A 13,156-nucleotide genomic window follows, 5' to 3' on the forward strand; every position below is an offset into this window, starting at 1 on the left:
GCTCCGCGCGCACCTACCCCCACGGCCCCTTCGGCGCGTGGGCGGCTGCGGGTTGTCGTCGGGCTCCATGTGCCTCAGGACCCCGGCCGACGTTCCCTCGGGTGCGCTTGTGGTTGCGGGCCGCACGGCCGTCCCGCCCCCTCGCGGGACGCGCTCCGCTGCTCCGAGCGGGGCGATTGTGGGGGGTCTGTGGGGGCGAAACGGGGGGCGGAGTGCGAGTCGCGGTCTCAAAATGGGCAAAGTGGATAAATGGACCGCATTGGTTTCACGCCACCCCGCCTCCTCGGGCCTCGGCCACGCCTCGTCCGGCGGCTGCGTGCCACCGTGCGCAGCACGCGGTTCCGGCTGGAGCGGGTCGCCGCCGGGCGACCGCACGGCCGTGTGTCCCGCGCCGAGCCGCCGCTGACGCCCGTGCATCTCTCGCTCCGTGACAGCCGCACCCTGAACCTCGCCCTCGCCGCGGGGAACGCCGCGCCCTCGGACCGTGCCCGGCTGCTGATCACGCGCGGCCGCCGCAGGCTCACCGTCCCTCTCGTCCTCGAGCGGCACACGGCCGGGACGCCCCTCCTGACCGCCACGGCCACCCTGCGGGACATGCGGGACGGCGTGTGGCGGCTCACCGTCGAGACGCGGGGCGCCGACGGCCGCGTACGGCGTCAGGGAATCGCGCCCGCCGGGGAGGGCGCGTCTCCCTCGACGCCCACCCTGCCGCACGCCCCCGACCCGCGGACCGGGACGCTCGTGCGGATCGTCCGGTCCCGCACCGGGCGGGCCGTGCTCCAGGCCACGCGGCCGCGGCCCCGCGCGGAACTGGTGCGCTTCGAGCCCCGGGGGGACGGGATCACCGTGCACGGGCGGCTGGTCGGGGCGGCCCTCCCGCCGGTGCGCGCGGAGGCCGTGCGGCGCAGGGACAAGGCCGTCGTGCCGGCCGACGTCGTGGGCGGACCGGGCGGCGCGTTCACGCTGCGGGTGCCGCTCGGTGCCATGACCGGGGCCGGGGCCGGGCAGTGGGTGTGGGACTTCCGGGTGGCGGGGCTGCCGCTCGGGCGGTGGCTGACGGACGTGCGGGACCCCTCGGCCGCCTACCCCACGCCCTTCCGCGTCTTCGCGCTGCCGGAAGGGGCGCTGGTGCGGGCACACGCCCACTTCACCGGCACCGGCGCCTTCGCGGTGACGTGCGGGGACATCACCGACCTCACGCGGGAGCCCGCTAAGGAGACCTCATGAAGATCACGTACCTGCTCGGCTGGGGGGACGAGATGGGTGGGACCGAGTTGGCCACCTACACCCAGGCCGCACATCTCGCCGAGCGGCCCGGGATCGAGGTCGAGGTCGTCTCCGTCTTCCGGACCCGCGCCGAGCCGTTCTTCGCGGAGGCGCGCGCTCTGCCCGTGCGGTACCTCGTGGACCGTACGACGACACCCGAACGTCCGGTGAGGGAGACGGAGTTGGACGGCTCCGCGTGCCGTACCCTCGCCGCGCTGCCCAGCGAGCTGATCAGGCCCGCCTGGGAGGACACCTTCGACCGGCTCTCCGACATCGAGATGACCGCCGCGCTCTCCGCGATCGACACCGACGTGCTGGTCACCACCACGCCCGCGCTGCTCGCCGCCGCCGTGACGCTCGCGCCCGCCCGGGTGATCACCGTCCACCAGGAGCACCGCCCCACCCAGCGGCGCGGCCCCTCCGGCGAACCGCTGCTCCTGCACGCCCCCCGCCTGGACGCCCTGGTCACGCTGACCGAACGCACCCGCGACTGGATCGCGGAGTCCCTCGGGCCCACCGCGCCGGAGCTGGCGGTCATCCCGAACGCCGTGCCGGACGGCTTCCGGCCGCGCGCGGACGGCGAGAGCAAGGTCATCGTCATGGCGGCGCGGCTGACCGGCGAGAAGCGCGTCGACCATGCCGTCCGGGCCTTCGCCCAAGTCGCCGAGGCGTACCCGGAGTGGACGCTGCGGATCTTCGGCAGCGGCCACCGCGAGCAGCATCTGCGCCGCCTGGTCGACGGCTTCGGCCTGCACGACCGGGTCGAACTGCTCGGCCCCTGCCAGGACATGGCCGCCGAGTGGGCCAAGGCGGGGCTGAGCCTGATGACCGCCGGGCACAACGAGGCGTTCCCGCTCGTGCTCCTGGAAGCGCTCGCCGCCGGGGTGCCCGTCATCGCGTACGACGTGCTGACCGGGCCCGCCGAGATCGTGCGGCACCGCGTCGACGGGCTGCTCGTCCCACCCGGGGAGGTCGATGGATTGGCCTGTGCCATGGCCGAGTTGATGGGTGATGGTGTTGCTCGGCGTGCTTACGCCCGCGCCGCCCGGGAAGGCGTTTACGCCCGTTTCTCCTCGGCGGACGTCACCGGGCGCTGGGAGGAGCTGTACACGCGGCTCGTGGCCGGGCGGGAGCGGCCGGAGCGGCTGCGCGGGCGCGCGGACCGGGTGGCGCTCGGTGTCGCCTCCGGTGGCTGCGGCTTCCGGCCTGCCGCGCCTTACACCTTCGACGCCGCGGCCGCCGCCGACGAGCGGGCCCGCGAGGACGAGATCATCGCCGCCGATCCGACGGGCCGCGTCATCCGCTCGGTGGGCCGCCTCGCCGAGCGGCGCGACGACGTGCTCGCCCCGCGCATGGCGGAGTGGAACCTGCGGCTCACCGCGTCCGCCCTGGAGGCCCAGGACGTGCCCTACGCGCTGGTGCGCACCGCCGACGGCACCGCACACACCCTGGCGGTGGCCGCCGACGACCAGGGCCGTGCGCTGAAGGCCCTGGCCGGGGCGTTGCGCGACGAGCCGGTCTACGCCGAGCTCGTCAACCCGCGCGACGCGGCGCCCGGCGTGGTCCTCGCCGAACGCCTCGACGGCATCGGCGACCTGTCCGGCGTCAGGATCTTCAAGCCGGTGACCACGACCACCCTGTCGCTGCGGCACGGCGCGGGCCTCGGCTGCACGGTGGCGTTCTGGCCCCGCACGCCCCAGGGCGGGCCCGCCGCCGAGGACGGCTTCCGCGCGCCGTTCGGGACGACGCTGGCCGGCTCGGTTCTGCCCTCGCTGACCCCGACGGCGACCCTGCGGGTGGGGGACCGCGACTACCCGACCCTCCAGGTGTTCACCGAACTCCTCGTCAGGGACATCGACTTCCCCATCGACGCCGTCTACACCTGGGTCGACGACTCCGACCCCGAGTGGCGCGCCCGCCGGGACGCGACCCGTGGCGGCAACCGGCAGGAGTCGGCGGACGACGGGGCCGTGCGCTTCCGCAACCGCGACGAACTCCGCTTCAGCCTGCGCTCGCTGGCGATGTACGCGCCGTGGGTCCGGCATGTCTTCCTCGTCACGGCCGGGCAGGTGCCGGACTGGCTCGACCGGGAGCATCCCGGCCTGACGGTCGTCGACCACCGCGACCTGTTCGCCGACCCCGAGGAGTGTCTGCCCACCTTCAACTCGCACTCCATCGAAAGCCAACTGCACCGCGTCGAGGGGCTGTCGGAGCACTTTCTGTACTTCAACGACGACATGTTCCTCGGCCGCCCCACCAACCCGGACACGTTCTTCCTCAGCAACGGCCTGCCCCGCTTCTTCTGGTCCTCGGAGTCGGTGCCCGCCCTGCCGCTCTCGCCGGACGACGAGGGCTATCTGGCGGCGGCGAAGAACAACCGCGAGCTGCTGCGCCGCACGTTCGGCAGGACCACGACCCACAGCTTCTTCCACGTGCCGTACGCGCTGCGCCGCAGCGTCCTGACGGAGATCACCGAGCGCTTCCCCGAGCAGCTCGCGGCCACGGCCCGCAGCCGCTTCCGCTCCGTCGGCGACCACTCCCTCGTCTCGTCGCTCTACCAGCACTACGCGTACCTCACCGGGCGCGCGGTGCCGGGCACGATCTCGTACGACTTCGTGGACATCGGCGACCGCGCCGACCACGCGCGGCTCGGGCGGCTGCTGCAGAACCGCGACAGGACGGCGTTCTGCATCGGGGAGTCGCCCGACAGCGGCATGGCGGACGAGGAGATGGCGCTGGCCATCAGGTCGTTCCTGACGGCGTACTTCCCGGTGCGTTCGCCCTACGAGCTGTGAGCGGTGGGCAGGAAGAGCCGCCGTACGACGCGTTCGGCGGCCTTCCCGTCGTCGTAGGGGCAGAAGCGGGACCGGAACGCCGACCGCAGCTTCGCCGCCTGCGGGGAGTCCCAGGCGCCGCCCCGGAACAGCTCCGCCAGTTCGTCCTCGGTGGTGGCCACCGCGCCCGGCGTCTCGCCCGGCTGCCCGGAGAGCAGGTCGAAGTAGGTGCCGCGGGCCAGGCGGTAGGCCTGCCAGTCGGGGGCGTACGTCACGATCGGGCGGTCCAGGCAGGCGTAGTCGAACATCAGGGACGAATAGTCGGTGACGAGCGCGTCGGCGGCGAGGCAGAGGTCCTCCACGCGCGCGTGGCAGGTGACGTCGACGATCCGCCGGTGGGCGTCGAGCCCGGCGTCGGCGCCGTAGAAGTAGTGGGCGCGCACGAGGACGACATAGGCGGGGCCGAGCCGGTCGGCGAAGCGCCTGAGGTCCAGGTGGGGCAGGAAGCCCTTCTGGTAGTCGCGGTGGGTGGGCGCGTACAGCAGCACGGTCTGCCCGTCCTCGACGCCCAGCTCCGCGCGGATGCGGGCGATCTCCTCGTCACCCGTCGTGAAGTACACGTCGTTGCGGGGGTAGCCCGCCTCCAGGGCCTCGTACGCGGGAGAGGGGTAGACGCGTTCCCAGATCTCCGTGGAGTGCGGATTGGCGGAGAGGCTGAAGTCCCACTGGTCGGTGTGGTCGAGGACCTTCTGGAAGCTGATGCCGTGCGTGCCGGCCGGGTAGCGGCGCTGGTCCAGGCCCATCTTCTTCAGCGGGGTGCCGTGGTGGGTCTGGAGGTAAAGCTGCCCGGGGCGCTTGGTGAAGCCGCCGGGGAAGCTGGAGTTGTTGATGAGGTACGTCGCCCTCGCCATCGCCTCCCAGTAGCGCCGGGAGCCTTCGACGACGTACTCGATCCCGGCGGGCACCTTGTCCTTGTGGCGTCCGGAGACCACCCACACGCCCCGGATGTGCGGGGCCAGTTCGCGGGCCTTGGCGTGGATCGCGGCCGGGTTGCAGGAGACCGCGCGGTTCCAGTAGGCGCCGTAGACCGCGAGGTGCGGGTCCAGTGCGCGGTGCAGGTCGGCGCGGTAGGCGGCGCGCATGGCACGGGCGCGCAGCTTCTTCTTCTGCCGCTTGAGGTGCCGGGTGACGCGCAGGCGCCGCGACTCGGCCTTGCGCAGACTTTCGTAGGCCGCGTAGGAGGCGGTGGCGAGGGCCTTCTCGCCGGGGCCACGGGGCTCGGTGCCCTCGGGCGCGTACGTGCGGTGGACGCGGGCCGCCTCGCGGAAGAAGTCGCGCCGGTCGCCCGCGCGGATCCGGCCGGGGTCGTCCAGGACGGCGAGGAGGTGCGCGGCGGCGTGCGGAAGGAGCCGGGCGCGGTCGGCGGGCCCGGCGGCGGCGAGCAGCTCCCCGTACCGCCCGATGACGGCGAAGTGGTGGCGGCCCGGCGTCTTGGAGAAGCTGCCGCCGCGCCGCTCCCGCCAGCGCACGCAGGTCCGGTCGCAGGTGGCGAGGCGCTCGTCCGCGCGCAGGGTCGCGGTGTGGACGGGCACCACGTCCTCGTACGCGCCGTCGGAGAAGGCGAGCCGCTGCGCGCACCAGAAGTCGCGGCGGAAGAGGCGGTTCCAGGCGGCCGGGGCGGCGCCCAGCGGATCGCCCGTGAGGAGGGTGCCGCCGGGGCGGACGGTGTCCCACCAGTCGACGCGGTCGTGCGCGAAGAGCAGGACGTCCGGATCGCCGTGGGCCGTCAGGGCCGCGTCGAGGGCTTCGAGGGCGCCCGGCAGCAGCAGGTCGTCGCCGTCGAGGAAGAGGAGGTGGCCGCCGGTGGCGCGATCGGCGCCGATGTTGCGCGCCGGGCCGGTGCCCGCCCGGACGGGGAGGCGGATCAGGCGCACGCGCGGGTCGCGCTCCGCGTATTCGGCGGCGATCGCGCCGCAGGCGTCGGGCGAAGCGTCGTCGACGACGGTCAGTTCGAGGTCGCCGAAGGACTGGGTGAGCACTGAGTCCAGGCATTCCCGCAGGTAGCCCTGGACGCGGTGGGCGGGGACGACAACCGAGAAGCGCGACATAGCAACCGACGGTAGTCAGCCGGACACCGCCTGTCGAAGACCTCACCTCACTCATTGGGGTGACACACGCCAGAGAAACTGACCGGCACCGGCCGCGAGCGGGCAAAGGGGGCTAAATATGCCCGTACTCCCATGAAAGGCCGGTCGCCGTGCATCCCCGTCTCAGCGTCGTCGTGCCCATCTACAACGTCGAGGAGTTTCTGGAGGAGTGCCTGGAATCGATCGCCCGGCAGACCGTCAACGGCATCAACGCACCGGGGCGGCATGACGGTCCCGACGGTCCGGACGGCCCCCGTGGTCTGGAGTGCGTCATGGTCGACGACGGCTCGACCGACGGCAGCCCGCTCATCGCCCGTGAGTTCGCCGCCCGCGACCCGCGCTTCGTCTACGTCCGCCAGCGCAACGCCGGGCTGAGCGCCGCCCGCAACACGGGCGTGCGCAAGGCGTCGCCCACCGCCGAGTTCCTGACCTTCGTCGACAGCGACGACGTCGTGCCGCACGACGCGTACGAGCGGATGATCGCGAGCCTGGACGAGACCGGCTCCGACTTCGCGAGCGGCAACGTCTGGCGGCTGACCGAGCGCGGCCGCTCGCAGGCCTGGCAGTACAAGTGGCTGACCGAGCCGCGCACCCGTACGCACATCTCCCGCGACCTGGACCTGCTCTCCGACCGCGTGGCCTGGAACAAGGTGTTCCGCCGCTCCTTCTGGGACCGGCACCGCTTCGCCTTCCCCGAGGGCAAGCTCTACGAGGACACGCCCGTGATGATCCCCGCGCACTTCCTCGCCCACTCCGTGGACGTGCTCAGCGACCACGTCTACTACTGGCGGGTCCGCGAGGGCTCGATCACCCGGCGGCGCACCGACGTCAAGGGTGTGCGGGACCGGATCGCGGCCTGCGCGCACGTCAGCGGCTTCCTCGCCCGGCACGCGCCGGAGATGAAGGAGACGTACGACGCCTCCTGTCTGCGCGACGACTTCGTGTACTTCCTGGAGGGGCTGCCGATGGGCGGCCCCGAGTACCGCACGGCCTTCATGACGGACGCCGCCGCCTTCCTGCGCCGCGCCGACCCCGCCGTCATCACCGGACTCCCCGTCGACCTGCGCGTCAAGTGGCACCTCGTCCGTGAGGCGCGCACCGCCGAACTCATCGATCTGCTCGCCTTCGAGCGGGCCAACGGCACCGCCTTCCACGTGCGCGGCGCACTGCGCCGCCGGGCCGCCTACCCGGGCATCGGCCGCGTCCCGGAGAAGCTGACGCGCGTCGGGCGGGGCGAACTGCCCGTCGTGGCGCGGGCCGGCGAGGCACGGTGGGGCGACGACGGGAAGCTGCGGATCAGCGGATACGCGTATGTGCGCAATCTGGAGGCGACCCGCCCCGGGCACTCCGTCAAGGCGGGCCTGCTGCGGTCGACGCGGAGCAAGGGGCGGCTGCGCCGCGTGCCGACGCGGACGGTCGCCGCCCCGCAGGCCACCGAGCAGTCACGGCAGCGCCTGCACTGCTACGACCTGGCCGGCTTCGAGATGACCGTCGACCCGGAGCAGCTGCGGACGGGCGGGGCGTGGCGGCCCGGGAACTGGCTGCTCGGCGTGGTCGTCGCGGGCCACGGCACGGTGCGGCGCGCGGCCGTGCGGGCCGCCGAGGGGGCGTCCGCGCAGTCCCTGGTGCGCGAGCTGGGCGACGGGCTGCGCCTGGTCCTCGGCCACAGCAAGGGGCGCCTGGTGCTGCGGGTCCAGGAGTACGCGGCGCGCGTCGAGGCCCACCGGCGCGACGGGGGCGACGTGGTGCTGAGCGGCGGCCTGCCCGGCCGGGTGCGCCCCCGGGCCCTGCGCCTCACCCACAAGCACTCCGGGACCGACGTCGACTACCCGGTGGCGCTCGCCGAGGACCGCTTCGAGGTCCGCGTGCGGATCGCGGACCTGACGGGAGTGGCGCCCACCCCGCACCTCGCGCCGAAGGAGGTCGAGCCGCCGCACGGCGACCGCTGGCAGGCCAACCTCGTGCTGCCCGACGGCACGCTGAAGTCACTGGCCGCCGCTCTCGCCCTGGCGCCGGGGCGGTACGCGTCGGACGACGGCCGGGAGCTGTGCGCCACGGCCAATGACCGGGGCGAGCTGGTCGTCGAGGTGACGCGGCAGCCGGTCGCCGACCGCGTCGCGTGGGGCGCGGACGGCACGCTGACCGTCGAGATGCTCGCCTCCGGGGCCGCCTGGCCCGAGGCCGAACTGGTCCTGCGGCACAGCGGCCGCGACGAGGAGCTGACGGTCCCGGCCGAACGCGTCGCGGACGACCGGCTGCGCGCGGTGGTCGCGCCGGGCGGCGGGGCGCTGCGCGAGGGGCGGTGGTACGCGTTCCTGCGGGACACCGGGAGCGCCCCCGGGCAGGCCGGGCAGGCCGAGATCGGCATGCCGGTGCGGCTGCTCGCCTCCTTGGCGGCCGGGCTGCCGCTCCACCGGGGCGTCGAGGGGCGGGAGTTCACCGTCGACCGGCGGTTCGGTGACCGCCTCCTCGTCGAGGCGGGCTCCGTGCTCGCGCGCACCGAACGCGGCGCCTACCGCCAGCACCGGCTGCGCACCAACCACTATCCGCGCCACCGCCAACAGCCGCTCACCGATGCCGTGCTGTATCTCGACGGGGACTCTCCACGCGCCGTCCACGAGGAGCTGGTGCGGCGCGGCGCCGACGTCGAGCACCTGTGGGTCACGCACGACCAGCAGACCCACGTGCCCGCCGGGGCGAAGGGCGTGGAGGAGCACAGCGCCGCCTGGTACGAGGCGCTGGCCCGCTGCCGCCGCATCGTCACCTCGGGCCACCTGCCCGACTTCTTCGAGCGCCGCGAGGGCCAGACCGTCGTACAGACCTGGAACGGCGCCCCGCTCAAGCGCATCGGCACCGACCTCACCGACTCCCTCTACGCCGACCACGGCCATCTCGACGCCCTGCCGCGCCTGTCCCGCCAATGGGACGTCCTGGTCTCGCCGAATCGCTTCTCCACCCCGCACCTGGGCCGCGCCCTCGCCTACGACGGCGAGGTCCTGGAGGCGGGCTCGCCCCGCAACGACGTGCTGTTCGGTGACGACCGCCAGAAGGTCGCCGAGCGGGTGCGCCACGAGCTGGGCGTCACGCCGGACAAGCGGGTCGTGCTGTACGCGCCGACCTACCGGGACCATCTCGCGTACGCCCCCGGCCGGTTCCGCTACGAGCCGGCGCTCGACTTCCGCGCCGCCGAGTCGGTGCTCGGCGACGACCACGTCCTGCTGGTGCGCAAGCACCCGCTGACGGCGGGCCGGCTGCCGGGCGCCCGCGCGCCGTTCGTGCGGGACGTGTCGGCCCATCCCCGGGCCGCCGAACTCCTGCTCATCGCCGACGTGCTGGTGACGGACTACTCCTCGCTGATGTTCGACTTCGCGCACACCGGGCGCCCGATGCTCTTCCACGCCTACGACCTGGAGCACTACCGCGACACCGTGCGCGGCTTCTACCTCGACTTCGAGACGAGCGCGCCGGGGCCGCTGCTCGCCTCCACCGGTGAGGTCGTCGAGGCGCTGCGCGACCTGGACGCCATCGCGGCCCGGCACACGGACGCGTACGCGGCCTTCCGTGAGGCGTACTGCGACCTCGACGACGGCCGGGCCGCGGCCCGCGTCGCGGAGAGGCTGATGCGGTGAGCGGCACGCTCCTCGTGCGCAGGGCCGTCCACGGCGCGACGGCTCTGGGGGGTGGCCCCCGGTGGCGCCCCTCCCCCTACGCGGTGTTCGGCGGGCTGTTCTGGCTGGTGATGTCGCTGGCGTTCTGGCGGGTGCCGATGTGCTGCGACTTCGGGCAGCACGCGGCGGTCGTGGAGCGCCTCAAGGACGACCTCCTGCACCCCGCGCACCCGATGGCCGACCTGCCGGGTGACGGCAGCGCGTACTACTCGCCGTACGCGGTCGCCCAGGGCCTGTTCGCCAGGGCGACCGACCTGGCGGGCTGGCAGGTCGTCAAGGTCTCGGGCCCGCTCAACCTCCTCGTCCTGCTCACCGGCATCGGACGCTTCGTGCGGCTCCTGACGCCCCGCCCGTGGGCCCCCGTCCTCGCGCTGTTCGCGATGGTGCTGCTCTGGGGCACGCGCATGGCGTGGTGGAGCGGCTATCTGGGCCTGATGTCGATGACGGGGAACCTCGGCTACCCGTCGACGTTCGCGATCGGCCTGGCGTTCTGGGCCTGGGCGTGGGCCGGTGCGCTGGCGCGGGGACCGCGCGGAAGGGGCCTTGGGGCGTACGTCGGTCTTGGCGCCCTGTGCGGGACCGTCCTGCTCATCCATCCGATCTCGTCGGTGGCGGCGGTGATCGGCGTGGTCGCGTTCGCGGCGTCCGGCCGGAAGGTGTGGATGTGGGCGGCGACCGCCGCGACCGCGGCCCTGATCGCGTCGCTCTGGCCGTACTACAGCGTCTTCTCCCTGGTCGGCGACGGCAGCGTCGACTGGATCCACCGCCAGCTCTACACCGAGATGCCCCAGCGGTTCTGGCTGGCGCTGCTCGGTCTGCCCGCCCTGTGGCTGCGCTTCCGCAGGGACCGCACGGACCCGCTGGTGCTGATGTTCGCCCTGGAGTGCGCGGTCGTCGCGTACGGCTGGGTCAGCGGCCACTACACCTACGGCCGCATCCTCGGACTGACGCTGGTGCCCCTGCAGTTCGCCCTGGCCATCGAGCTTGCGGCGCCGCGGCCCTGGGGGTGGCGGCGGGGCGCGCTCGCGGGGGCGGCGGCGCTCGGGGCCTGCGTGGGGTTCTTCCAGATCCAGGCGGGGGCGGTGGTGCCGCGGGCGCTGGACCCCATCGGGTTCGACCAGCCGCCGCGCTGGCCGGACTACGGCTGGGCGGTCGGCCATATGCGGCGCGGCGACGTCGTGCTGACCGACGGCTACCGCCCCACCCGGTCCGTGCCCGCGTACGGCGCCAACCTCGTCGCCCCCGCCTGGCCGGACGCCTCGCTGGACGAGGACGTCCGGGGCCGCCGTTTGGCCGCCGTGCGCGCGTACCTCGCCCCCGACTCGACACGCGAGGAGCGCGCGGCGATCGTGCGCCGCTACGAGGTGCGGTGGCTGCTGCTGTCCCCCGGCCAGAAGGTGCCCCGGGAGGCGGTGGTCGTCGACTGGAGCCGGCACACCGGCGAGGTGCTGGCGCGGGTCGGCGGTCCGAAGCACCCGAACCGGGACGGTGCGGCACCCCGGAATACCCCCCTAATCGGATAATTACGAGAAACCACTAACATTTCCCCCGTGGACCGCATCCCGCCTCACCCGACTGCCCAGAACCCATCCGCCCCTAACCCGTCCGCCGCCCAGATCTCCGTCGTCGTGATCGGCTACGACGACGCGGCCCATGTCGCGGACGCCGTGCGCTCCGCGCTGGCCCAGGGCCCCGTCGTCCGCGAGGTGATCGCCGTCGACGACTGCTCGACGGACGGCAGCGACGCGGTCCTCGCCGGCCTCGCGGAGCGGGACCGGCGCGTGCGGGTGATCCGCCGCGCGAGCAACAGCGGTGGCTGCGGCACCCCCCGCAACGACGGGATCGACGCCGCGTCGGCGCCGTACCTGATGTTCCTGGACAGCGACGACGTGCTGCCGCCCGGCGCGGCGGCCGCGCTGCTCGCCGCGGCCGAACGGCACGGCGCCGAGGTCGCGTCGGGGCTGTGCGTGCGCCGCGAACTGCCCTCGGGCCGCGAGGTGCCCTGGCAACCGGAGCTCTACGCCAAGGCCCGGCTCGTCGCCCGGCCCGAGCTGCGCACCCGCCTCGTCCACGACACGCTCTGCGTCAACAAACTCTACCGCACCGGCTTCCTGCGCGAACACGGCATCCGCTTCCCCGAAGGCCGCTTCGTCTACGAGGACTTCGTCTTCACCGCGCGCGTGCTCGCCGCGGGCCCGCGCATCGCGCTCGTCCCCGACACGGTGTACGTGTGGCACGTGCGGCGCGCCGCCGCCAAACTCTCCATCTCCCTGGACCGCTCGGGAATCACCAACTGGCAGGCCCGCATGGAGGCCCACCGCCAGTCCGTGGAGATCCTGCGGGACGCGCCGGGGCCCGGCGGCAAGCGGCTGGCGCGGGCGGCCCGCGCCAAGTTCATCGACCACGGGCTGCGCATGTACGCCCGTGAACTGACCGCGCGCGGCGAGGAGTACCGGCGCGAGTGGTGGGCGCTCACGCGGGCGTACCTGGAGACGTTCGACGCCGCCGACCTCGACGCCGCGCCCGCCCCCGGCCGCGTCATCGCGCGCGTCGTCCTGGCCTCCGAACAGCCGCGCGACCTGGGCCGCCTCAAGCAGGTGGCGGCGCGCCCGGCGCGGCTCGCGCCGCCGTACCCGAGGGCGGCCGACGGCACGCCCGTGTGGGCGGCGGACCTGCCCCAGGTCACCCTGGAGCACCTGTTGGTACGCCCCATGCGGCTGCTCCCCCTCGCGGTCGACGGCGAGCTGCGGCCCCGCGCGGGCGGCAGCCGGCTCACGCTGCGGCTGCGCGAGCTGTACGGGCGGGTCGCGGCCGCCGGCCCCGACACCGTCGACGTCGAGCTGGTGCACCGGCACAGCGGCCTGCCGGGCCTGCGCAGGACCGCGGCGTTCGGCCCCGAGCGGCCCGGCGAGACCTGGACCGCGGAGGTCCTGCTCGACCTCGGGTCGCTGGACGGCGGCGTGTGGGACCTGCGGCTGCGGGTCCGCTTCGCCGACGGGACGACGCGCGAGTCCACCGCCCACGCCGTCGCGGGACCCGGGCTGCTGCGCCGCACGGTGGTGCCGAACGGGCGGCACGGCGTCCTGCTCGTCCAGCCGTACGCCACCCAGGCGGGGAACCTCTCGGTGCGGCTCGCGCCCGGCGTGCGGGGTGTCGCCGGGGTCGCGAAGCGGCGCCTCACGCGGCTGGCCGGCTCCCTCAGGGGTTCCCTCGGGCGCGCTTCCGGCCGCTGACACGGCCCGTACACCGGCTCTGCGACACTGCACCTTCACGGAAACACGCGCGACAAGACGGGACAAAG

6 protein-coding genes are annotated in these 13,156 nt (G+C 73.9%); 5 read left to right on the top strand and 1 reads right to left on the bottom strand.

What is annotated here, in order from left to right:
- The first annotated feature begins 249 nt into the window (after positions 1-249).
- Together ACF062_RS06250 and ACF062_RS06255 are read left to right on the top strand one after the other, a co-directional pair.
- Positions 250-1,227, top strand: coding sequence for a hypothetical protein (locus tag ACF062_RS06250; RefSeq protein ID WP_392136287.1), 978 nt, complete (start codon positions 250-252; stop codon positions 1,225-1,227).
- Entirely contained in the window at positions 1,224-4,061 is a 2,838-nt protein-coding gene (locus ACF062_RS06255) for a stealth conserved region 3 domain-containing protein (protein ID WP_392136290.1), read from the top strand. Before ACF062_RS06250 ends, ACF062_RS06255 begins: the two co-directional genes overlap by 4 nt.
- Here the strand turns inward: ACF062_RS06255 and ACF062_RS06260 are convergent.
- Positions 4,049-6,148: a CDP-glycerol glycerophosphotransferase family protein gene (locus ACF062_RS06260; RefSeq protein WP_392136294.1), complete on the bottom strand. Its 2,100-nt coding sequence runs from the start codon at positions 6,146-6,148 to the stop codon at positions 4,049-4,051. The genes ACF062_RS06255 and ACF062_RS06260 overlap by 13 nt on opposite strands.
- A gap of 149 nt (positions 6,149-6,297) precedes the next feature.
- On the opposite strand from ACF062_RS06260, the gene ACF062_RS06265 reads away from it, so the two are divergent.
- The 3 genes from ACF062_RS06265 to ACF062_RS06275 are packed head-to-tail and all read left to right on the top strand — an operon-like array spanning position 6,298 to position 13,088.
- Positions 6,298-9,816: a CDP-glycerol glycerophosphotransferase family protein gene (locus tag ACF062_RS06265; RefSeq protein WP_392136297.1), complete on the top strand. Its 3,519-nt coding sequence runs from the start codon at positions 6,298-6,300 to the stop codon at positions 9,814-9,816.
- Positions 9,813-11,378 carry a hypothetical protein gene (locus ACF062_RS06270; protein ID WP_392136299.1) on the top strand — a complete coding sequence of 522 codons (1,566 nt, stop codon included), beginning with the start codon at positions 9,813-9,815 and terminating at the stop codon, positions 11,376-11,378. The genes ACF062_RS06265 and ACF062_RS06270 overlap by 4 nt, the downstream gene beginning before the upstream one ends.
- A gap of 27 nt (positions 11,379-11,405) precedes the next feature.
- A complete protein-coding gene (locus ACF062_RS06275; RefSeq protein WP_392136302.1) occupies positions 11,406-13,088 on the top strand; it encodes a glycosyltransferase family 2 protein in 1,683 nt (560 codons plus the stop codon).
- Positions 13,089-13,156: the final 68 nt, after the last annotated feature.

Origin of the sequence: Streptomyces sp. NPDC015345, from assembly GCF_043078805.1 — a bacterium.
Classification (GTDB): domain Bacteria; phylum Actinomycetota; class Actinomycetes; order Streptomycetales; family Streptomycetaceae; genus Streptomyces.

Bases quoted from the DNA above. Each gene is read 5' to 3' on its own strand.
- ACF062_RS06250 (WP_392136287.1), top strand. From the start codon at position 250: ATGGACCGCATTGGTTTCACGCCACCCCGCCTCCTCGGGCCTCGGCCA.
- ACF062_RS06260 (WP_392136294.1), bottom strand. From the start codon at position 6,148: ATGTCGCGCTTCTCGGTTGTCGTCCCCGCCCACCGCGTCCAGGGCTAC.
- ACF062_RS06255 (WP_392136290.1), top strand. From the start codon at position 1,224: ATGAAGATCACGTACCTGCTCGGCTGGGGGGACGAGATGGGTGGGACC.